The organism is bacterium SCSIO 12643 (assembly GCA_024398135.1).
Taxonomy (GTDB): Bacteria; Bacteroidota; Bacteroidia; order Flavobacteriales_G; family Salibacteraceae; genus CAJXZP01.
Window position 1 is genome coordinate 1,876,350 of sequence record CP073750.1, and the last position, 25,312, is coordinate 1,901,661.

Below are 25,312 nucleotides of genomic sequence, written 5' to 3' on the forward strand. Positions count from 1 at the left end.
TAATGGAATTTGGAAATATTGAAATTCTGCTACATTTGTCAGATGCAGAAGAGAATCATACTTTCCTTTTTAATCAGTTTCATTTTATTTCAGGCAAATGCACAGCAAATTACACCAATAAATGGAGTGTATACACCTGAGCATACGACTTATGCTTTTATACATGCGCATTTGATTGTATCTCCCGAAGAAGAGTATTCAGATGGGACATTAATCATCCGCGATGGTAAGGTCGTTTCCAGCGGAACCGGAATTGAAGTCCCACATAATGCAGTGGTATTCGACTTGAAAGGAAAATATATCTACCCTTCATTTATAGAACTGCGAAGCAATTACGGCATGCCGGAGGTGGAGAAAAAGAAAAAGCCATTAAAGCCCCAATATATCGCTAAGAATAATGGAACACTCTACTGGAATGATGCGATTCACCCTCAAGTGGATTATGTGAATTTGTTTAATGCAAATGCCAAACAATCAGAGAAATTAAGACGTCTTGGATTTGGTACGGTATTAACACATCAATACAATGGAATTATGCGTGGAAATGCAGCCATAGTTTCATTAGGTGAAAACAAGCTAGGGCAAGCGGTATTAAAACCAAAAGGTGCTGCTTATTACGGTTTTGGAAGAGGTAATTCTACACAATTATATCCCACCTCATTAATGGGGTCCATAGCACTATTCAGACAGACCATGTATGATGCCGACTGGTATTCTAATGGAAATCAATCTCCAGTGAATTATTCTCTTCAGGCTATTGCGGATAATAAAGAAATCCCACAATTTTTTGATGCTCGTAATTATCAGGCTGTTTTGAGAGCAGCACGTTTAGGAGAAGAATTTGGCAGATCAATGATCGCTACCGGAGGAGGAGATGCTTACAAGCATATTGAAGAAATTAAAGCGAGTAACATTAAATTAATTGTACCATTAAACTTTCCAAAACCTTATGATGTAAGCGATCCCTTGGATGCACAGTATATCAGCCTGGCAGATTTGAAACATTGGGAATTGGCACCGTCTAACCCTGCTGTTGTAAGTCAATCAGGTGTGGAGTTTGCCTTATCTGCTTCAGATAACCCAAAAATGTTTTGGAAGAACTTAAGAAAGGCGATCCGATACGGTTTAGCTCCGGAAGATGCATTAAAAGCATTAACGACTACTCCGGCAACTATGTTACAATCGGAAAATCTGGGAACATTAAAATCAGGAATGTATGCCAACTTCTTTATCACTGCCGAAGATGTATTTTTAACAGATGCGAAAGTCCTGGAAAATTGGACACTGGGTCAACGAAATATCATTAAGGATGCCACTACCATTGACCCAACAGGAAACTACAATCTAAACTTTGGAGGAGTGCTTTATCAAATGGATGTGGTTCAAACCGAAAAGGGTTATGCGGTGTCTACGACTATGGGTGGTACCAAAGAAAAACCCCAGAAAGGGGAAATTTCCATTGAGAACAATTTGATGACGATTCAGTTTCAAAACGGAAACCATCAACATGAAGGACCTGTAAGATTGGTAGGGAAAACCAATTACAAAGGCAAGATCATAGATGGTAAGCTTCAGGACGCAAAAGGAAATTGGTCAGATTGGACAGCGATTAAGCAAAAAGCAATTTCTCTGACCCCATATGGAGATAGTTTGAAACCTATTTTGCAGACCGGGAAAGTGTTCTATCCCAATATGTCGTACGGAGATACTGCAGTGCCACAACAACAAAACTATTTCATCAAAAATGTACGTGTATGGACCTGCGATTCCACGGGTAACTACAGAGGGTATGTGATGGTTTCCAATGGTAAGATAGAAGCCGTTGGAGAAAGAGCTTCAACACCTGAAGGTTATATTGAAATTGATGGTACAGGATTACATATTACTCCGGGCATTGTGGACGAACATTCACATATTGCTATTAAAAATGGAGTAAATGAAGCTGGTCAAAATAACTCTGCGGAAGTACGAATTGGAGATGTAATTAATCCGGATGATATTAATATTTACCGTCAATTGGCCGGAGGAGTTACCAGTGCACAACTATTACATGGGTCAGCCAATCCCATTGGAGGGCAATCTCAGGTGATTAAGTTGAGGTGGGGATCAGCTCCTGAACAAATGAAATTAGGAGATATCAAGTTTATCAAATTTGCTTTGGGAGAAAATGTAAAACAATCCAATTCAGATTGGAGATATACGTCTAGATTCCCACAAACCAGAATGGGAGTAGAACAAGTTTATATCGATGCATTTACCCGTGCAAAAGCATATTCTGAACAGTGGGATGCATTTAATGGCGCAACTAAAAAAGAATTGAAAAACGGATTGCAATCTCCAAGAAGAGATTTGGAATTGGAAACACTGGCTGAAATTTTAAAAGGTCAACGTTACATTACATGTCATTCATATATTCAATCTGAAATTACCATGTTAATGAATGTAGCGGATAGTATGGGTTTTAGAATTAATACATTTACACATATCCTGGAAGGGTATAAAGTCGCAGATAAGCTAAAAGCTCATGGCGCGAATGCATCTACTTTTTCTGATTGGTGGGCCTATAAGTTTGAAGTCAATGATGCAATTCCGTATAATGCGGCTATACTTTCCAAACAAGGTATTAACACAGCTATCAATTCAGATGATGCTGAAATGGGAAGGCGTTTAAATCAGGAGGCTGCAAAAACCGTTAAATATGGAGGAGTAAGCGAAACAGAAGCATTAAAAATGATCACGATTAATCCGGCTAAAATGCTCCATATTGATGATCGAGTGGGTAGTATTACTGTTGGAAAGGATGCAGATTTGGTATTGTGGTCCGGACATCCGTTATCTGTGTATTCTCATCCATTATTTACCATGATTGATGGAACCATTTATTACAGCCAGGAAAGAGATCAGCAGTTGCAGGAATTGATCAGGAAAGAACGTCAAAGAATCATTTTAGCAATGATGCAGGCACAAAAGAATGGAGAAAAAACACAAAAGGTAAAGCATCAGGAACAACACGAGTATCACTGCGATAGCTTTGATTCTGAAACTGACTTTTAATAATTTGAAGAAGATGAAAAAGACAATTGATATTAAAAGGCAGGTGAATAAAATGATGTTTGTGATGGTGTTGTGGAGTTTCACCACTGTTTTGGTCGCACAAGTTCCGGCTCCTATGATGAACTATCCAAACAAAGTCTTGATTTTGGGTGGAGTGGCGCATATTGGAAATGGAGAAGTGATTCAAAATTCGGTAATTGCTATTGAGAACGGCCGTTTTGTGTTTGTAAAAGACCAAATGCGTAAACGTGTGGAAACCTCAAATTATGATACCGTAATTTATTTAAATGGTGCACATGTATATCCGGGTTTAATCTCTACCGATAATACTTTAGGAATTACGGAAGTAGATGCTTTAAGACAGTCCAGAGATTTCGATGATGTGGGTTTATTTAACCCTAATTTGCGAACAGCGATTGCTTATAATCCCGAATCTAAAATTGTGTATACTGTTCGAAATAATGGCATTTTAACAACCCAGGTAACGCCAAGAGGTGGTATTGTTTCAGGAGCATCATCTGTGATGCGTTTGGATGCGTGGAATTATGAAGATGCGGCCATTAGAATGGTGGATGGGTATCATCTCAATTGGCCAAAGAGATTTAGTCAAAGTGGCCCGTGGTACTCGGCTCAACCGATTAAAAAGAACACCAATACTGAAGAGCGAATACAACAAATTACGGAATATTTCCAATCGGCTAAAGCGTATTCTCAGAGCAACAATGAAGAGTTAAATGTACAGTTTGAAAGTTTAAGGCCGCTTTTTAGAGGACAAAAAACTTTGTACGTACATTGCAACATGTCCAAAGAAATTATGCAGGTAATCCAGTTTAAAAAGAAGCTGGGCATAGAAAAAGTCGTGATTGTTGGTGGTTATGATAGTGGATTACTTACCAATGAGTTAAAGGAAAATAATATCAGTGTCATTTTAAGAAGAGTCCATTCTTTACCGGTTCGACCGGGTGATGATCCGTATTATCCTTACAAGTTGCCGGCTATTTTACAAAAAGCGGGAGTATTATACTGTTTAGGTACTGCGGGAGATATGGAGGCTATGAACTCCAGAAACCTTCCGTTTTTGGCTGGAGAAGCTGTTGGATATGGCTTATCTAAAGAAGAAGCTTTACAAAGCATCACATGGAATGCAGCGAAGATTCTGGGAATAGATGAAGATTTGGGAACTTTACAAGCGGGTAAGCAAGCGACATTTTTCGTATCTACTGGAGATGCTTTGGATATGCGAACCAATAATGTGTTTTTAGCCTGGATTATGGGACGTCCGTTAAATCTGGATGATACACAGAAACAATTGTATCGGAAGTATACTTCGAAGTATAATGCGCAGTAAATTATTGTAAGACATACAATAGGGTAAAACTAAAACCGAAATTATGTGCAGCATTAGGTAGTTGGTATGGGCCATATCGATAAAATGCACCAAATCCAATACCTGATGTGTTTAAAATAAGCAGGTTATCTATAAGTATTCCGGATTCATAAAAACCTTTTTCCATAGTGGAATAGACCATTTGATGTTCTTCGGGATGATCAAGCGTACCCCATCCGAGAGATGTCAACACTGAGATCTCGGGAGCAGAATATGTGGTCCGATACAATGCGCCAAATCGGTGGTGGATGTGAGCAGAAAAATAATGTTGAGAAAGGAACTCATTAGGACGCATGGTGTTAAATGCGTTTTCGATATACAGGTTAAACCCGTCAATCCGCATTCCTCTTTGATAATGATACAATGAAGCCGGAGCTTCTCCAATATTGGTTCCCCCATCCAATTGGAAACCAAATCTGCCCAAGCCTTTAATCAAAAAGGATTTTGTAATTCGTGCATCTATTTTGGTGTAAGTAAAATCATTTCCGAATAAAGTGTTTCCATGGGTTATTCTCGCCCATACATAAGGAAATTTGGTGCCTAATGAGATATTTTGTCCGAATGAACGCACGTACTTTTCTCTAAAACCAAATCTAAATGACCAGCCAATTTCATTTCTTTGGAATGCCTGGTTTGAGGTTAAAACAGTATCGTTGGAATTCACATATGAATAGGGGTAATTGAAAGATTGAGAATAAGAATTAAAGAATACTTTGTTTTGAAAATCTTTAAACGATCTAAAAGTAAAATACGCCTGATAACCTTCAATTTGATCCATTCTGGATAAATATAAATCACTGTATGATCGTAGATTAAATACATCCTTTTTGAAATACTCAATTTGCCCGGAACCCGTTACGTCATTTTGATATTGAATACCTGCCGTAATATCATTTTTAGGGTCTAATTTGAATTGAATATCTGCACCATATTTCCATTCTTGATCATTAAATCCATAGGCTGTATATCCACCTACTGAAAAGAATTTGGAGATTTTATCATTGGTTCTTAATCCTGCACCTAATCTTATGCCTTCGTATTCATTGTAATCTAATATCCGATTTAGTTCTAAAGAAACCGGACCAACTGGGAGTAGACCGGTGGTCAATGATTGTAGGAAAATCATTTTCCGATCCAGATGAATCTTTTGACCAATACTATCTACAATAGTGTATGTGTTTTTTTCGATCGATGTGAGTTTTTCTTTTCGGTATTGACTCCAAAATAAGCTATCTCTTTGATTGGCTTCTTCATCTAGTTCTAGTTCCACATTTTTAAAATCTTTTGAAGTGAATTCTGAATCCAATTGAATGTTGTTGATATACGTCCTTCCATTGGCATTGATGAGGTCAATGGCTTGAGGGTCGGTATGATCAATCTTGAAAATGATATGTGAATTAAATTGTACAGGAAACCATTGAGAACTGTCCACAAAAGCATTGAGTTGTTCAAAGTCTATTTCAAATGAACTATTCGGATTGGCCTGTTTAAATTGAATATTTTGAATGGCAAATTGATTAGAGTTGATGGCTAATGTGCCAATTAGACCAGAAAAAGTAGATCCTTTTCGGGGTTGGAAATAAATGGAATACACTGTGTCATTTTGCAGAATAACAGAGTCACGCAATTCGAAAACATAATTTTTGAAACTGTTTTTAGCTAAAGGACTGAGATAATTTAAACCCACGATATTGACATAATCAGAAGAAAAGGAAAAGGGTTGAAAAGAACTGGCGATTAATGTGAAATTAGGATTAGACAATCCGGAAACTCTATTGGCGATTACATTTTCGTAACTGTGATGAGGTGGAGCGAAAATCCTTTTTGTAACTGTTTCGGTGATGAATAGATGGTGTGGTTTTTTGGTGTTATTAGAATCTGAATTTTCGTAAAACGAATCAGAAGATTGATTTTGAGAATTGGGGCCAAAAACCATTTTACTATAAGTTTCATATGAAAATGAACGACTTTTTTCCGGGTTATTGATATCCCTGTTGTCAATAGCATTTTGAATAATGCGAATCGCAGGATTCTCACTGGATGTGATCACTGCAGCCTTTAATTCCCGGACTTTTTCTTTTAGGTAGATGGTTTGATTTTCGGGTTGGTTGATTTGGATCAAAGTATCATGATAACCCAAAGAATGAATATGAATTTGAACCGGAAATTGCCTGATATTTAGTTTAAAATAACCGTCAATATCACTTGTGGTTCCCTTAGTGGTTTCGTGAATTCTAATGTTGACAAATGGAATAGGTTGATGACTGGCTACATCATAAATATATCCGGAAATGGTTTGGGCGGAAATGGTTCCTGAAAATGTGTATATGAGTAATACCTGAAGTATTAGAATAAACCTAAACATGCATTGAACTTATGATCCGTTTTGTAAACGATCTAAATCATCTCTTTTGATATGAACATCGCGCTGAGGAAACGGAATCTCAATTCCATTCGTATTGAATTGGTTATAAATTTCTATGGAAATTTCACTTTTCGAGGTGTATCCGTACTCTACAGGAACCCAATATAATAGTCTAAAATCCAAAGAGCTATCTCCAAATTGATCAAACAGCGCAGAAGGTTCAGGGTGTTTTAAAACATGTTGATGATTTTTAGCCACATCATTTAAAATATCAACCACCTTTTGCAAGTCTGAACCATATGCCGCACCGATTCTAATTTCGATTCGTTTTATGTTATCAGATAAAGTCCAGTTAATAACCTCATTGGTAATTAGGTTGCTATTCGGCACAACGACCTCGGCACCATCGAATGTGCGAATGCTGGAAGACCTTACGCCAATCTTACGAACTTCACCTAATAAAGTGCCGACCTCAACTACGTCTTCTGTTTGAATTGGACGTTCAAAAATTAGAATCAGTCCGGAAATGAAATTTGAAATGATATTTTGCAATCCAAATCCAATACCTAAACCCAAAGCTCCAGCCATCAGATTAAACTGGCTTAGATTAATCCCAATGGATGACATGGCGATGATGAATGCAAATGCGATAAGAAAATAGCGAATCAATACTGAAATGATAGATGGAACACCTTTGGGTAGTTTTAGGAAATCCAGAACACCTCCATCGATTATTTTGGAGATAAAAGATGTGATGATAAATGAACCAATCAGAATAGTCAGGAAGCTTAAAATACTACCTAACGTAAAAGAAATAACACCGATTTCAATAGGTTGAGAAATGAAGTCTTTAATCCATAGCGTTACGATATCATAGACATCAATGATTTGCAGTAGATATATGATCAGGAACCCGTATGCAAAAATGGTGATGAATTGCGTAGCTCTTTTTTCAATGAAGTTTTTGTACTGGAAGTCTACCTTTTCTAGTTTGGAGAAATAGTAGTGGATTGATCCGGTGGTCAACCCTCCTAAAATCATCAGAATACCATACAATACAACAAATAGTGAACTTCCTTTGATAACTACTTTGAGCATTAGATCCGTTAAATTGGTATATCCCAATATGTTGGAAGCCAAAGAAGTCGCAAGAAGTATATAGAGAACCGGAACCAGTCTAACCAGGAGAATAGACAGATTGCTGAGTTTTAATCTTCTGGTAGTTAGGTATGGATAAGTCATCTTTAGAATCACCAGAAAAGCCAAAATGGTTTCTGTAAAAAGATACACCCGGTAAAACCATGAAGAATACCACACATAAGATTTGAGGGTATCTAATACAAAAAGAAGAATAATAAAATAAATAAGGCCTTTGAAGTTCTTATGTAATTCTGGTTTTATCAGAGGTAGTGTAGTGGATAGTGCTGTGAGGAAGATGAGTTCTGATAGTAGATTTGGAGTATGCGAAAAATAGATGATGGATATAATAGTAGCCGTAAAAATGATGGAAGGAGTCAAGTGATTGACGATTACATTTTTAGACTTAATAAGTCTTTGCTCAGAATCACTAAAATTTAAAGTTTTAAATGAAGCTTTAAGTCTCCATAACCAAATGGACATAATTACTACGATCAAAAGGTGATAGATCACATTGTTTTCCGGATTACTGACAAATTTTCCAATAGCAAATATGTTTTCATTAAATGATGCCCATGGATCAAAACTTTCATGTTTGGATAAATGTTCATCGGTTGAAATTTTCCATACCGGAGGATGTCTGGGATATGTCAACGAAAATTCTTCAGAGGCTTTCCAATGATCTAAATCATCCATCACCGATGCAATGGCTTCTTTTTGGAGCAGGATTTTATTTTCCAGACTGAGGTAATGATTGTTTTGTCTTTCAATTTTTCGGATCAATCGTTTTACCGAATTGTGTGTGTTTTCTACATTTTTCTTTACCGTATAAGGCGCTTTGAGTTTGATTTTATCGTAAGTCAGGCTCCACTCTGTTTCTTCTTTTTTAAGTTGATCCAGCCAAACCAGATTTTTGTCCAAATATTTATTTACTGTGCTTTGCCAAATATCCAAGTGGGCATTAAAGCTTCCCCATTTATTTATGATATTGATTACTTTTTGTTTGTTGGGATGCGATTTTTTAAAGTTCTGATAACTCTTGGTTTGCTCTTTAATGAATCGATTGTATTCAGGTATGAGTGTATCAATTTTGGCAACTTCCGGTTGGGTTTTAACCTTTTTATTGATGTTCTTTAATTGTTCCTTGGCCAACTCAATTTTGACATTTAAGTCAATAAGTGAAATAGCAGTAGGTTCTGATGAAGAAACGGTATCTATTAAAGTGATTTGTGCATGGGCCGGTGAAAAAATCAGGACCAGAAGAATACCAATAAAGTAAGAGGAAAGATTAGTATAAGATGCTTTCATAGCGAACAATATCTCACGAAGATAAAAATTAGGAGAAACAGTTGAGATTGCAATCAGGAAATAACTTGTTCCAACGATAATAATTTTAGCATTAATTGCAGGATTGAATGGAATTTCAAGCTAAATTTGGGACTGCATTTTTAAAAACTAGAGTATATGAAATACCATCAAATAGATGCTGCACTTTTTGTAGCAAACCGAAAAGATTATATCGCGCATTTAAAACCAAAATCATTAGCGATTTTCAACTCTAATGATATTTACCCAATTAGTGCAGATAGTACGATTCCTTTTAAGCAACATAGAGATATTTTTTATTTATCAGGTGTAGACCAGGAAGAGAGTATACTGGTAATTTTTCCGGATGCGAGTGAAGAAGCACATCGTGAAATTTTATTCTTGAAAGAAACCAATGAAACTATTGCGATTTGGGAAGGTGAGAAATTAACCGCAGATCGTGCATTTGAAGTTTCCGGGATTAAAACGGTGTATTGGTTAGATCAGTTTGACACGATCATGAAAAAGTTGATGAGTGAGGCGGAAAATGTGTATCTGAATACCAATGAGCATTTAAGAGCAAATACTGAGGTTGAAACACGCGAAGATCGTTTTATCAAAAACTTCAAACCGTTATATCCTGCGCATATTTACCAGAGAAGTGCGCCAATTATGCACGCTATTCGTTCTGTAAAAAAGGATATTGAAATTGCTTTGATGCAAGATGCTTGTAATATTACAGAAAAAGGGATCAGACGTGTATTAGATTTTGTAAAACCTGGTGTTTGGGAATATGAAATTGAAGCGGAATTGTGGCATGAGTTTATCCGAAATAGAGCAAATGGGTATGCGTATACACCAATTATTGCTTCGGGCTATAATGCATGTGTGTTACACTATATCGAAAACAATCAACAGTGTCATGATGGGGATGTAATCCTGATGGATATTGGTGCAGAATACGCTAATTACTCTTCAGATTTGACCAGATGTATTCCGGTGAATGGTCGATTTACAGAGAGACAAAGAGCGGTTTATGATGCGGTCTTACATGTGAAAAATGAAGCAACTAAAATTCTAAGTCCTGGAGTTACGTTAAATGATTACCATAAGGAAGTGGGGAAATTGATGGAAGAACAATTACTAAAGTTGAAATTGATCGACCAGACTGATATTAAAAATCAAAATCCGGATTGGCCGGCATATAAGAAATACTTTATGCATGGAACTTCTCATTACATTGGTTTAGATACACACGATGTAGGTTCCTGGATAGAGCCGATTAAAGAAAATATGGTGTTTACTGTGGAACCTGGAATCTATATTCCGGAAGAAAATCTGGGAATTAGATTGGAAGATGATATTGTGATTAAAAGCGGGGAAAACTTTAATTTAATGCGCAATATTCCAATCCTTGCAGATGAGATTGAAAGCATTATGAACTCGTAATTAGACGGTCATTATTAATATGAAAAAGCAGCTCGTGGAGTTGCTTTTTTTATTTAATTGATTATCAAATTGATAAAAGGTAAATAAGTGTTTTTGTTAATATTACCTTAACACTAGATTGTCAAAAAGTAAAACTCTGTAAAATAGATTTGCCCATCTTATATAGTCAATAAAAAATGGAATATTCATTAGGTGATTTTTTTAAGCTTTTAGGCTCATTGGCATTGTTTCTCTATGGAATGAAATTAATGAGTGAAGGGATTCAAAAAGCGGCAGGCGAAGGACTGCAAAATATCCTAAGTAGTATGACTCGAAATAGAGTTTTCGGAGTACTTACAGGTTTTTTGATCACTTTTATCATACAATCATCTTCTGCAACCTCTGTAATGACCGTAAGTTTTGTAAACGCGGGATTATTGACTTTGACAGAATCAGTTGGAATTATGATGGGAGCTAATGTGGGAACAACAGTTACTGCATGGTTTATTTCATATTTCGGTTTTAAAGTAGATCTGGGTGCGATTGCCATTCCGGTTTTAGCAGTGGGAGTTCCATTACTTTTTGTCAATAAAGGGAAAGTACGTTTCTGGGGAGAAACTGTTGTAGGTTTTTCACTTCTGTTTTACGGATTAATGTTAATGAAAGGCGCAGTTCCGGATATTAAACACAACCCGGAAATGCTATCATTCGTGCAGAATGTAACAGATTTAGGATATCTATCTTACATCATATTTGTGGTATTTGGAACGATTTTAACTGTAGTGATTCAGTCGTCTTCAGCTACCATGGCGATTACTTTAGTAATGACGGCACAAGGCTGGATTGGTTTTGATATAGCCGCTTCTATGGTTTTAGGAGAAAATATTGGAACAACCATTACTGCGCAATTGGCGGCATTAGCGGCAAATGTTTACGCGAAAAGGTCGGCTATGATTCACACCATGTTTAATGTTTTTGGTGTAACATGGATGTTATTGATTTTCCCATTTTTCTTAAAGGGAGTTGCATTTATGTACGGGCATGATGAGCCAAGCGAGTTTTTGGAGAATCCTGCGCAAACCACATTTGCATTAGCTACATTTCATACCTTATTCAATGTGTTGAATGTGATCATTATGATCAATTTCGTTCCACAATTGGCTGATTTAGCGATCAAGATGGTAAAATCTAAAGGCCAGGAAGATGAGGTGTTTAGATTAGAGTATATTAAATCTAATATAGTTACACCTCAAATGTCAGCATTAGAAGCGCAGAAAGAGATTACCCGTATGGGAGTTCATGTTTCTAAAATGATGAAGCAGTTTGAAAAACTGATGGCTGAAAAAGATGCGACTAAGCGCGAGAAACAATACAAGAAACTTTTGAGATACGAAGAAGTATCAGATAGATTGGAGGAAGAAATTTCAGATTTCCTGGCACGTATGAGTAAGTTGGAGCAATCACGTCAATCATCTAACAATGTTCAGAAAATGTTGGGTATTACCCATGATTTGGAAAACATTGCGGATATTATCGTTCAGCTTGGAAACTCTATTATGAATAAGAATAAGAAGAAGATTTGGTTTAGTCCTGAGCAAAGAACCAAATTGGAAGACTTATTGGCTCTTGTAGATTTAGCTTTAAAGAAAATGAATGAGAATCTGGAGAAATGGGATATCACTTCTGAAGATTTGGAAGAAGCTAAAGAGATTGAGAATAAAGTAGACAAAATGCGTAAAAAGCTGAGAAAAAATTACTTGTCTAAAATTGAAGAAGGAGAGTATAACGTTAGAAGTGGTATTCTTTATTCTGAGCTTTTTAATAGTGTTGAAAGATTGGCTGATTATGCGGAGAGTGTAAGCAATGGATTAGCCGAGAACGAGTAATCTCATTTCATTAAATTATTAAGTATTTAGCCTTTATCTATATTCAAATAGATAGAATTGGTATCATGCGGGAACAAGGCATATTCCTGGGATACTGAATTACATTTCGATTACTTCAAAAACTTTATCGTAAGAAAGCATTTGTAAGATGGTAAGGTGAATTTCACGATTTAAAGAGTAAGGTTCAATTTGCTTACCAGATGTAGTTTTAGGACATAAAAAAACTCCGTTCCTCTAAAGAAACGGAGCTCTTGTTTCTATATTTATCTAACTAGAAGTTCAATTTCAAGGCGAAGTTGAAGTTTCTTCCCCATCCCCAGAATCCTACGAAGTTATCTCTACCGTGGTTACGGTCTCCATTAGCATCTGAAATAGCGTTATCCCATCCTTCTTGCGCATAGTGAACATCGAAGATGTTGTTTGCGTTTAAGGTGAAAGTACCTGTAGAAGTTCCTACAGGGAAAGCAAACCTTACAAATCCGTTAGTCATTCCAAACCCATCTAATTTATAAGATTGAGCTCTATCATTTGGGTCTTGACGTGTAGCAGGATCAAATGAAGCGTATAATTCTTCGTTTCTTACATAAGAACCACCTAAAGTTACATTTCTCATGATCGTATATTGAAATTTAGCTCCAAATTGTTGTTGAGGTGCATCACCAACTTTTAAATCCTTGCTATAGATTACACCTTCACCAATTGGGTTTCTTTCATCATCAAAGATGGTTACGTTCGCATCTTTTGTATACGTCCAGTTTCCAACAGAACCAAATACACCAATTTCTAAATCTTTAGTAGCTTTATAAGTAGCTTCTAATTCACCACCAACGTGTAATTCATCTAACCCCTGAAAGTAAATCGTAGAACGATCTCCGGTGTTTACATCGGTAATGTTTGCTCTGGTCCATTTATCTGCCCAGTTTGTATAGTACCCGTTAATTTTCACATTGATTTTGTTATGCGTATATCCGTAGCCAAATTCAGCTGCTGTAATGTTCTCATTTGAGATTTCAGGGTTAACTGTATTTGAATAATTGATGTAAACAAAGTTGTGGAAAGGTGCTCTGGAATAAATACCTCCACTTGCAAATACATTGTGATGTTTGTTGATGTTGTAGTTCAATCCGGCTTTTGCATTGTAACCTATTTGGTTCACTTTTTCAGCTTCTAATTCACCTCTTCCACGCGCATAGTTATAACGATCTGTACGACCATATTGTGTATTCGCTCCAGATGCAGCGATGTAAGCAGAGATATCATCGTTTGTATACTCTAGCTGTCCGAATAAACCGGTGTAGAATACAGTTCCATCATTATCATAGGCAATACGATCACCTACTTTAGCCTCTGGAGTTACACTATCTTCCCAGTAATCTGCACCAAGTAAATCTCTGACCTCTCTATAGTGCTCACCTTTATAGTAACGACCATCGATACCCGCAATTAATTTTAAGTTGCTCGACAATTCATGTTTGAATGTAGAAAGGAGACCTGTCCAAAAGTGGTTGTTTACGGAGTTTCTCATAATTAGGTATGCGCCAGCAGAAGAAGTATCGTTGATCGCAATAGCTCTATCCCAGTCACGTTGTCCCATTTCATTTTGTCCTGGACCATATTTAATTGGATCACGACCTAAGATACCGGACCCTCCACCTTTACCGGTAGAAATGTAAGCAGAAGTATTTAAGTATGATTTTTCGTTAATGTTCCAGTACCAGTTTAAAGCGGTTTGTGGTTTATGGTAATAGTTATTTCTTTCGTTTAAGAATTCCCCTTTCGCATAACCCCAGTTTGGATTGTATTTTCTTCCTACCTGATCAATTTGCTCAAAAGATTGTGCTGAGAATTGAGAATCATCTCTTTGACCATGTTTTTGAGGTGCGCCAATGATGGTCAATTGTAACATGTGGTTTTCGTTGATTTCTTTAGCGATAGAGCCGAAGTAAGACCACGCATCGATGTAGGTTCCATCCACGTAACTTTGACCTTCTGTGCGAGAACCCACAAAAGAGAATGCCCATCCGTTATCTAATTTACCTGAAGAAAGACTCAATAAAGCTTTTCTTTTACCATAGTCAGTAGCAGACAATTCAAAAGATCCACCCTTTTGTGCATCCGTAGTTTTAGTGATAATGTTCATGGTACCCCCAACAGAGTTAATCGCAAGTTTAGAAGCTCCCAGACCTCTTTGAACCTGAATAGTAGATATCGCATCACCAATACCAGCCCAGTTTGACCAGTATACCCAACCGTTTTCCATATCGTTTACCGGAACCCCGTTGATTAATACCGCAACGTTTCTTTGATCGAAACCACGAATGCTGATACGAGAATCACCAAAACCACCTCCACTTTTTGTAGCGTAAACAGCTGGAGTAGTATTTAATGCTTCAGGGAGTTCGTTACCGTTATTTGAAAGGGCTAATTCCTCAGCGTTTACAGTAGACATAGCTACAGGCGTTTCACGGTCTTTACCTATAGAAGCAATAACGGTCATTTCTTCCATACCAATTGCGTTAGATTCAAGTTGAACCTGTCCCAGGTCAATTGCGGTACTATTTAAAGTAACGTCCTTTTTAATGTCGATGTAGCCGATGTAAGAAATAATTAGGGTGTGGTTTCCATTTTGATCTGTGATAAACTCAAAGTTTCCGTTAATATCGGTTTGAGTTCCTGAAGTAGTTCCTTCAATATAAATTGAAGCGCCAACTAAAGGTCCTTGATTGTCTTTCACAGAACCTTTAATGGTAGTTTGAGCCACAATTGAGCTAAACGCAAAAAATGCGGCCATAAATGCAGTTAAACGTAGAATGTTTTTCATTGTAAAAATAGTATATGTTTGAAAAGCAAAATTACTCGTCAAGCCTACTAACAATGTGGCTAAATGGTTAGCTTTTAGTTAAGTATGTTTTGATTTTGGAAACCTAAAAACAATCGTTTTTTAAGATTATTTTAATATTGGAGCTGAGGAAAGTATAGTGCCATCGATTTGATTTTGATCAAATTCAAGATTTAGAATTTTGGCCACCAGGGGATATACATCCACATTATATAGTGAATCTAATTCCAGATTCTTTTGAAATGCTGGTCCTTTTGCGTAGAAAATAGCTCCCATTTCTGGACAGGCTAAAGGATCATAACCATGGGTGCTGGATCCGGGATGTATTGGTTTTCCTTTTTTACCAAAAGTATAGGGTGGTTTAGGCATAATGATGAGGTCTCCAACTCTTGGGTCTTGAGTATCATAATAGAAATGTTCTGGGGTATTTGATTTTAAGTAAACATTAAATCGGGTAGTGTCTTGTTTTAAGTTAACATAAAGAGAATCTAAAAAAATAGAGTCTTCAGAATACACCATAAAAGGGAAACTGTTAGATGTTATGGTTCCTGAGGGAATAAATTCTTCAGGATAAATAACGTTTTCAAGATCCACTTCCAACATCCCATGATCGGAAACGACAATAATATTTACAGGGAGATTTAATTTTTGTGTTTCAGTAACCAAATATCCAATAGTGCTATCAATGTGTTGAACAGCCATTCTCATTTCTTCAGATTCAGGTCCGTATTTATGTCCAACATCATCCGTGATGGAGAAATATAAAGTAATAAAATGTGGGCGTATCTTTTGGGGTAGATCCAACCATTTAATGGTTTGATTCACTCGTTGTTGATCAGTGACTTTTCCATTGTATTTGAAATAATAAGTTGGGTATGTATCTGAAATAGGAGCCTCTGAACCTACCCAAAACATACTGGCTGAAACCATTTTGTTTTGAGATGCTAAGACCCATATTGGCAACCCTTTATAGTAAGACGGATTTTCTACCGCTTTTCTATTTGAAATGGTATAATGCTCTTTTTTTTCACGATCATAAAATGAATTACTAACCAAACCATTATGTCCGGGATGAAGACCTGTAACTAAAGCATAATGATTCGGAAAGGTTTTACTTGGAAATGATGGAATGAGTTTTTTGGCTGAAACGTCAAATTTAAGAAGATTGGTCGCATTGTATTTTTTAGCGTAGTCGTAGCGAAAACCATCAATGGAAACCAAAATGACATACGGTTTTTGCATGGATTCAGCGCTGTTATTTTCGGTACGAATAATTTCGTTTTCAGGGAGGTCAGTATAAATTGCTGAAGTTTTTTGATCTTTTTGTGTGGAACAAGAAATAAGGAATACAGAAAAAACAACGAAAAGTAAATACCTGAAATACATAGCAGCTCTATTTATGAAATTCAAAAGTAGAAGCATAATATGAATACAATGTGAATCCATTTTTATGAAATTGTATGAAATCTAACCAAGTTTTCTTTGATGATACTTCACAAGTCCATCAATAGGTTTTTGAATGATTTGACCGATTGGAATTTGTAGCTTCTCGGCTTCCCGACATAAAATATCCTGAAAATAATAGGCAATTGATCCCACAAAATTGGTTTGAACGTTTTTGGCTTCCGGATAGCATAAAACATGATGTGTTAAAAATGAATTCATGCCTTTAGCAACAATGTTTTGAAGAGTAGCATCTTTCAGGTGCTTATGAATAAAAGGTGTTAAACCCGCTAAAAAAACATTTGGAGACGGTTGACGATACACCTTGTCTATGATCTGGTCGAGATTCATTTGATAGGTTTTGATAAAATCAGCATGAACCTCTTCCGATAACTGATGATATAAAAATGTCTTTACCAGTTCTTTTCCAAAATAGGCGCCACTAGCTTCATCTCCTAAAATAAACCCCAAAGCAGGTGTATTTTCGATACATGTAGCACCATCATAATAACAAGAATTTGAACCGGTCCCTAAAATGCATGCAATATGAGGCTCGTTGTGATATGTTGAGATGGCAGCTGCTTCGAGATCATGCCCGATATAATGGTTTGAATTCTCAAAATATTCTTCAAGTGGATTTTTTATGATGGACTTTTTTGCAGGTGAAGAACAACCCGCTCCGTAAAAAAACACTTGCACTACATCCTTTCGGATTTTATTTAAATCATCGTTTTTGTTTAGATGTTTAAGAATAAATTCTGAAGAATGAAAAACAGGATTAAAACCAATCGTAGAGGTTTGATGAAAAACCTTACCCGATGTGTTTAAAATAACCCAATCCGTTTTGGTAGATCCACTATCCGCAATGACAATCATAATTATATAGATGCGATTTGAGCGACATTTAATAACTCCGGATTCAAGCTTGGATGTTGTTTGATGGCATCTTTTAAAGATGTGGTTACAATATGATTGTTTTCGATTCCAACCATCACATTACTTCTCCCGAGCATCAATACTTCAATGGCCTTAACACCCATTCTGGTAGCAATCACGCGATCAAAATAAGAAGGTGCGCCACCTCTTTGAATATGGCCAAGTACCGTTACTTTTACATCATATTCAGGAAACACCTTTTTCGTTTTTTCTGCTATTTCATATGCACCACCTTCTTGTTCACCTTCTGCAACAATCACAATATTGGAGGTTTTTTTACTGGCATGACTTTCTTTTAAAGTCTCTACAAGTGATTCAAATTCCCCCTCCAATTCCGGGATAAGGACTTTCTCCGCACCACATGCAATACCAGAATACATCGCGATATATCCTGAATCGCGCCCCATAACTTCTATAAAGAAGAATCTATTGTGAGAAGAAGCCGTGTCTCTAATTTTATCTGCGGCTTCAACTACAGTATTCACAGCAGTATCAAACCCTATGGTGTAATCCGTACCATAAATATCATTATCAATGGTTCCTGGGATTCCAATACAAGGGATATTGAATTCCGATTCAAAAATACTGGCACCGGTAAAAGACCCATCCCCACCGATAACAACTAGGGCCTCAATCCCATTTTTTTGAATATTCTGATACGCTTTTTTTCTACCTTCCGGAGTTTTAAATTCTTCTGATCTTGCCGTTTTAAGTATGGTTCCACCCTTATTAATAATGTTGCTGACAGAACGTTTATCAAAGGGTTGAATCTCATTATTGATGAGGCCATTAAATCCCTGGATGATTCCAACGACTTCAATTTTATAATATACACATGATCTAACCACTGCGCGAATGGCAGCATTCATTCCAGGAGCATCACCACCGGAGGTTAGAACACCTATTTTTTTGATTTTTGACATAACTCGTAATTCGGACCGAAAATTAATGTGTTTTTTTTAGGTGTAGGCCACTCTATTAAAGAAGTTAAAAGGATAACATATTAATATCTTCAAAATAATATGCATAAAACAGTTTACTCCAAAACAAAAACTATTTTTGATTCGTTATGGTGAAACAGTGGATTCGAATTGCAATTTTAGGGATTGCGATATTTCTAACGAGCAATATAAACGCACAGTTTTCAGACGATTTTTCTGATGGAGATTTTACAAATAACCCGACCTGGACTGGAATGACATCACATTTTCAAGTGAATGGTTCCAATGAATTATGGTTAAATGCACCGGCTGTAACATCAACTTCAAGATTGGTGACTGCGAGTCAGGCAATAGGAAATGCACAATATGACTTTAGAGTTAGAATGGATTTTAATCCTTCCACTTCGAATTACGCTAAAGTATATTTAACTTCAACGGATAGTAATTTATCCGGGAGTTTAGATGGTTATTATGTAAGAATTGGAGGCGCATCCGGATCGGTAGATGATGTAAGCTTATATTATCAGTCGGGAACGAATTCAACTAAGATTATTGATGGAACTGATGGTACCGTAGCCTTAACTCCAGAATTAGATGTCCGTGTGACCAGAGATATGGCCGGGAATTGGGAATTGTTCATTGATACGGCTTTGAATGGCACATTTGTATCTGAAGGAACGGTGTTTAACAATCAAGCAACCACGTCCGATTATTTTGGAGTATATTGTAAATATACGTCTACCCGAAGCGATAAATTTTTCTTCGATAATTTTAATGTAACGGGTGGTCCAATAATGGATGTTGATCCTCCGGTATTGGATAGTGCCAAAGCAACTTCTCTTACTCAGGTTGATGTTTATTTTAATGAGAAACTGGACCTGGTAACCGCTCAAACCGTATCAAATTACACTGTGAATTTAGGTGTTGGGAATCCGCAAACTGCTACAATTGATTCGCAAGATAGTTCTATCGTGCATTTGACTTTATCATCTCCATTATCCAACAATACGACTTATAATTTAACCGTAGTGAATGTGGAAGATCTAAGTGGGAATGCAATAACGAATCAAAGTACCTCATTCACTACGAATGTTTCCGTTTCATATGATTATGGCGATGTTGTGATCAATGAGATAATGGCAGATCCAGCTCCGGTTGTAGGATTACCTGATGCAGAGTTTATAGAACTTTATAATAATACCAATGGGACAGTTAATCTGGCTAATTGGTCGTATAAAGATGGAGGGTCATCTGTTGCACAATTACCAACTTTCAATTTGAATGCTGGAGCATATGTGATTTTATGCGATGAAGACGATACGACATTATTTAATGGTTTTGGAGATGTATTAGGATTATCTACCTGGCCCGCATTGAATAATAGTGGAGATCAATTGGGATTAAGGGATGCGAATAACCATCTGATTGATTCAGTAAATTATACGGACACCTGGTATCAGGATGCATCCAAATCATCAGGAGGGTGGACTTTAGAAAGAATCAACCCTATGGACCCATGTAGCGATGCCAATAACTGGAAAGCTTCACTGAATGCTAATGGAGGTACGCCTGGAATACAAAATAGTGTGTATAATAACCAACCGAATAATGCATTACCGGAAATAAGTTCTTTTTCCATTGTGTCAAATGATCAGGTCGAATTGCATTTTTCAAAATCTTTAGATACGAGCTTAGTTGCAGTTTCAAACTTTTCTATCGATAATGGCTTAAGTATAAGCTCAGTTCATATAGTAGGGTTAGATCAATTGATTGTGGAAGTGAATCCAATGATGACGGCCACAGATATTTACAATTTAGCTGTAACAGGTTTAGAGGATTGTTTTGGAAATGTGATGATCGATACGACCCTAAAAATTGCCATTGGTAGAGCTGCAGTAGCCTACGATCTAATTTTTACAGAAATATATCCAAATCCCAATCCGGTAAATATTGCTATCCCGGATGCAGAGTTTGTTGAAGTATATAACAGATCGCAAGATCCAATTACTTTGGGAGGGCTTACATTTAGTGACCGTAGTACTACCGTAAATTTACCAAATGAAGTTATTTTTCCTGGAGAGTATGTGGTGTTAACCGAGGATATTCATGCTGTAGATTTTGAAAAATTTGGTAGGGTGGTAGCTTTAACTTCCTGGCCATCGTTAAATAATTCGGGAGACCTGATTACATTGGCTGGTGTAAACGATACTATAGATATTGTACTATATAGTGATACCTGGTATGATGATTCTGATAAGAAGTCAAATGGATGGTCTTTAGAATTAATTAATCCGGATGTTTTGTGTTTGGGAGCCAATAATTGGACGGGATCACAAGCCAATGATCAAGCTACTCCAGCGCAAGAAAACAGTGTGTTTGATCCTACGTTTGTAATGGACTTTAATCTGGAGTCTGCATCAGTTTTAGGGTTAAATAAAGTCGAATTGGTGTTTTCTAAAAATCTGGATATAAATACAGTTATTCCTAACAATTTTATATTCGATCAAGGTGTGTTGGTGAGCTCAATAAACATGGATCCTGAAATATTGAATATTGTAGAGTTAACGATTACCCCACAATTAGAAGTTGGAACAGTCTATAAAGTAACAGTCAATGGAGTTTTGGATTGTGCAGGTGAAGTTTTAACTAATAATGTGGCAGAGGTAAAACTACCGGATTATCAGGATGCATTGATCAATGAGGTTTTATTTAATCCGAATACGGGAGGAAGCGATTTTGTGGAATTGTACAATAGAACTGCTCAGGATATAGATTTAAAAGATTGGAGCTTGCTGTATTTCAATAGTGCTGGAGACTCTGCATACAAGGTGATCACTACGACTTCATATGTATTAAAGCCAGGTGCATTTGTAGTATTAACAGAAGACAGCGCGAATATCAAATTTGAATATCCAAACAGTAAAGAGGGAACGTTCTTATATATGGATTTACCCACCTATTCGAATGCTGAAGGAGATGTCGTTGTGTTAAATCAAATGGGGCTTTTAAATGATAGGTTCCAGTATAATGAGAATATGCATTTTGAATTATTAAATACGGTTAAAGGTGTTTCATTAGAAAGAATCAATTATTTACCTGGAGAAAACACAGGTAACAATTGGCATTCTGCAGCCTCAACATCGGGGTTTGCGACACCTGGGTTTAAGAATTCTCAGTATCTAACATCAAATACAACCGGGTCCAATGTGACCATTTCCCCAAAGACCTTTACTCCAAATAATGATGGCTATAAAGATGTTCTTTCAATTGCATATAGCTTTAATTCTGAGGGTAATGTGGTGACACTGACTGTTCATAATGCAGATGGACAATTGATCCGTACTTTGGTGAATAATCAATCTGTCGGCACAGAAGGTACATTTCAGTGGGACGGAATGAATGATAACAGAGAGTTAATGCCTACCGGAATGTATATCATTTTGATGCGTGTATTTGATTTGGACAATAATCAACAAGTAATTAAGAATGTGGCAGTTTTAGCAATTCCTTAACCCGAAAAAAGCTACTTCACAATTTCTTAATGTTAAAACGCTGTACGCATAATAATTATCTCTATCGGTTGCGTAAATTTGCGGTCTATTTAAAATCTAAAAAATTAGACTATGAAGAGAATATTTACACTCGTATTGGTTTCAATACTTTTTACTGGGCTCACTGCCAATGCACAGTGGCTCATTTCAACTTCTGGAGCTACATCAGACACAGTAACGTTTGATGCTTCTTTTACGGGAGTTAACGAGGGTGTTTTTGCCGGAGCAGGAATCGAAGCAATTCCAACGGTAGGACAACTTAACTCCAATGCATGGATGTTTACAGGGTTTAGCAATGGAAATACCATGTTTGGAGGATCATATAATTCAGGTGATTATGCAAAAGGTACATCTGCCGGAGGTGAGTTTTCGGGTGGTTTATATGCTTTTGAAGTGGCTGCTGGAGATACAGCGATGGGAATTCAACCAACAGGTAGTGATTTTACTCCTGGAGATTTAGATTTAAAAGTAGTAAATACTACAGGGTCATCAGTTGACAGTGTGTTCATTTCCTATGAACTATGGGTAAACAATGATGCAGATAGAGCGAATTCTTTTGATTTATCTTACTCCATAAATGGAGGTGCCTATGTACCTGTTTCAGCATTAAATTATACTTCTACAGAGACCTCACAAGGTTCTGTAATATGGGTTATGAATTCTAGAAGTACCGGATTAAATATAAATCTAGCAAATAACGACACTTTACTATTTAGATGGTCAAGTGCTGATATTTCAGGATCTGGTGGTAGAGATGAATTTGCTTTAGATGATATTCATGTAACGTTCACCGCATCTGCCCCAGTGAGTTCAGATACGACAAAACCAGAAATAGTTGATGCTGAATTCTTATCAGCTTCTTCTATTGTATTGGCATTTTCAGAGCCAGTAACTGCGACTTCAGCACAAAATGTTGCAAATTATTCTTTTTCTCCTTTATCTGCTGTGACCAATGCGGTATTGAATAGTACTTTGGATTCTGTAACTTTAACATTGACACCTGCGTTGGTATCAGGTACCTTGTATACGGTGAATATTATGAATATTGTGGATACATCATTAAACGCTAACATGATGGACCCTGTAAGTGGAAATTTCTATTTTAATTCATATACAGGAACGGATTTAATGATTACAGAAATCTACCATAGTCAACCTTCAGGTGGAATTCAAGATATCGATTATTTTGAGTTATACAATTCATCTTCATCTCCAATTAGTTTAGCTGGTATGGAAATAACAAGTGGTGTTGAATTTTCGATAGATTCTAACTTGATTATTCCAGGTAATGGATATTTGGTATTTGTAGAAAATATTGACTCTTTCAATCTGGCTTTTCCTTCGGTTACTAATGTAATTGAATATGATTTTGGATCTTTATCAGGTGGTGGAGAAACTATTACTTTATCAAACACTCTTGGTGATGAAGTAGCATCTGTGGATTATGAGACTTCTGCTCCTTGGCCTGCATATTCAAATGTTGAAGCAATTGAGTTATGTGATTTAACAACTGATTATACTGACGGAATGAATTGGTATGTTGCTGGAACGGTTTCTTCTACTGTAGCCGAGACTTTATATGGTACTCCTGGTTCAGCTAATTCATGTGCTGCACCTCCAGTGATCGCGACATATGATATTGAAGTTCTAAGAACTGTTGATATGAATGGAGAGCCAGATTCATTAGATGTTTATTGTGCGATTGAAGGTATTGTTCATGGTAAAGATATGGATGGAAATGCTGGATATACTTTTGCTTTAATTGATGATACTAGAGGTATTACTGTTCATAGCTTTGTTGATGTAGACAACTATGTAGTGAATGAAGGTGATGAGTTACGTGCAGTAGGATCTGTGAAGTTCTACAATGGTTTAACGCAGTTTAGAGTAGATTCAATCACTGTATTATCTACCGGAAACTGTATTGACTACCCGGAAGTAGTGTTTGAATTAAATGAAGAGACGGAGTCTGAAGCAATCTATATAATGCAAGTAAAATTAGAAGATCCTTCAGCTTGGCCTGCTCCAGGTTCAAATGCAAACTTGAACATCATTACTATGGATGATGATACTTTATTAATGAGAATTGATAAAGACACTAAAATTGCGGATACGATTACTTCTGCTCCTTCAGGATACTTTAACGTAAGTGGTATCGGAAGTCAATTTACTTTCTCATCACCTTATGATGATGGATACCAAATCATGCCTCAGTTTGTTGCTGATATTGATACAGTACCAACGGATGCTTCAGGAATCTTTGTAAATGAAGCAATGGTAGATAATCAAACTGCAATTGCAGATCCACAAGGTGATTATGATTCTTGGATTGAAATCTATAACAGTACTTCAAATCCATTTGATTTAACCGGACACTTCTTCGGTAATGATGATACAATTTACCGTTTTGAAAGATGTATTCCTTCAGTTGTGGTTCCTGCAAATGGATACTTATTACTTTGGGCAGATGATGAAATGCAAGATGGGCCAGAGCACTTACCAATGATGTTAAATAATACTGATTACATTGGTTTAGTTACTAAAGATGCTGCTATCGTAGATACATTAGAGTGGGATTCTGCTCTTGCTGATGTTTCTTTTGGACACGATACAGACGGTTCTGGTACCTGGGTAAGCTTTGAGGAGTCAACTCCAAATGCGACTAACTCCGGAGGTGTGATTTTATCTGTAATTTCTGTTGATCCGGTAAATGCACTTAGTGCTTATCCAAACCCGGTTTCAAATGGAAATGTAAACTTCAATAAAGTAATATCTTTTAATATGTACAGTGTTACAGGTCAATTAATGATGCAAAGAAAAAATGTAAATCAATTGAATGTTTCTGATTTAGAAAAAGGTATTTATATCATTGAAACTACTGACGGTGAAATCTTAAAAATGATTGTAAAATAATCAGTTAAGATCATAAATTTTGAAGCCCGGTGTTCTTCTTGAATACCGGGCTTTTTTATGCTTTTTAGTTTAGCTTTTTTTTGGCACGATTTTATAATCGTTTTTAGCGAATTCAATTAACTTCGTA

General features: G+C 36.6%; 12 protein-coding genes. 6 read left to right on the plus strand and 6 right to left on the minus strand.

Features of this window, described 5'->3' with window-relative positions; translation table 11 throughout:
• Positions 1–42: 42 nt before the first annotated feature.
• Positions 43–3,054 carry an amidohydrolase family protein gene (locus KFE94_07995; GenBank protein UTW68043.1) on the plus strand — a complete coding sequence of 1,004 codons (3,012 nt, stop codon included), beginning with the start codon at positions 43–45 and terminating at the stop codon, positions 3,052–3,054.
• 13 nt (positions 3,055–3,067) lie between these two features.
• On the plus strand, positions 3,068–4,402 hold the full coding sequence (locus KFE94_08000) for an amidohydrolase family protein (protein ID UTW68044.1): 1,335 nt from the start codon (positions 3,068–3,070) through the stop codon (positions 4,400–4,402).
• 1 nt (position 4,403) lies between these two features.
• Here KFE94_08000 and KFE94_08005 read toward each other — a convergent pair whose 3' ends face one another.
• Positions 4,404–6,806 carry a carboxypeptidase-like regulatory domain-containing protein gene (locus KFE94_08005; GenBank protein ID UTW68045.1) on the minus strand — a complete coding sequence of 801 codons (2,403 nt, stop codon included), beginning with the start codon at positions 6,804–6,806 and terminating at the stop codon, positions 4,404–4,406.
• 9 nt (positions 6,807–6,815) lie between these two features.
• Positions 6,816–9,251 (minus strand): mechanosensitive ion channel family protein, encoded by a 2,436-nt coding sequence (locus KFE94_08010; protein UTW68046.1) that lies wholly within the window; start codon positions 9,249–9,251, stop codon positions 6,816–6,818.
• Between the two features lie 156 nt (positions 9,252–9,407).
• On the opposite strand from KFE94_08010, the gene KFE94_08015 reads away from it, so the two are divergent.
• Positions 9,408–10,697 (plus strand): aminopeptidase P family protein, encoded by a 1,290-nt coding sequence (locus KFE94_08015; GenBank protein ID UTW68047.1) that lies wholly within the window; start codon positions 9,408–9,410, stop codon positions 10,695–10,697.
• Between the two features lie 176 nt (positions 10,698–10,873).
• Positions 10,874–12,562 carry a Na/Pi cotransporter family protein gene (locus tag KFE94_08020; protein UTW68048.1) on the plus strand — a complete coding sequence of 563 codons (1,689 nt, stop codon included), beginning with the start codon at positions 10,874–10,876 and terminating at the stop codon, positions 12,560–12,562.
• Positions 12,563–12,833: 271 nt separating this feature from the next.
• Here the strand turns inward: KFE94_08020 and KFE94_08025 are convergent, their stop codons facing one another.
• The 4 genes from KFE94_08025 to pfkA all read right to left on the minus strand — a co-directional run bounded on the left by KFE94_08025 (position 12,834) and on the right by pfkA (position 18,703).
• Positions 12,834–15,383, minus strand: coding sequence for a TonB-dependent receptor (locus tag KFE94_08025; GenBank protein UTW68049.1), 2,550 nt, complete (start codon positions 15,381–15,383; stop codon positions 12,834–12,836).
• Positions 15,384–15,509: 126 nt separating this feature from the next.
• Positions 15,510–16,787: an alkaline phosphatase family protein gene (locus KFE94_08030; protein UTW68050.1), complete on the minus strand. Its 1,278-nt coding sequence runs from the start codon at positions 16,785–16,787 to the stop codon at positions 15,510–15,512.
• Positions 16,788–16,868: 81 nt separating this feature from the next.
• Positions 16,869–17,720: an ATPase gene (locus KFE94_08035; protein UTW68051.1), complete on the minus strand. Its 852-nt coding sequence runs from the start codon at positions 17,718–17,720 to the stop codon at positions 16,869–16,871.
• Positions 17,721–17,722: 2 nt separating this feature from the next.
• Complete coding sequence (pfkA, locus tag KFE94_08040) at positions 17,723–18,703, minus strand: 6-phosphofructokinase (GenBank protein UTW68052.1); 981 nt, start codon at positions 18,701–18,703, stop codon at positions 17,723–17,725.
• A gap of 146 nt (positions 18,704–18,849) precedes the next feature.
• On the opposite strand from pfkA, the gene KFE94_08045 reads away from it, so the two are divergent.
• Positions 18,850–22,233 (plus strand): lamin tail domain-containing protein, encoded by a 3,384-nt coding sequence (locus tag KFE94_08045; protein ID UTW68053.1) that lies wholly within the window; start codon positions 18,850–18,852, stop codon positions 22,231–22,233.
• 111 nt (positions 22,234–22,344) lie between these two features.
• The gene (locus KFE94_08050) at positions 22,345–25,185 is read left to right on the plus strand and encodes a lamin tail domain-containing protein (protein ID UTW68054.1); all 2,841 of its coding nucleotides are present in this window, start codon (positions 22,345–22,347) and stop codon (positions 25,183–25,185) included.
• The last annotated feature ends 127 nt before the right edge of the window (positions 25,186–25,312 follow it).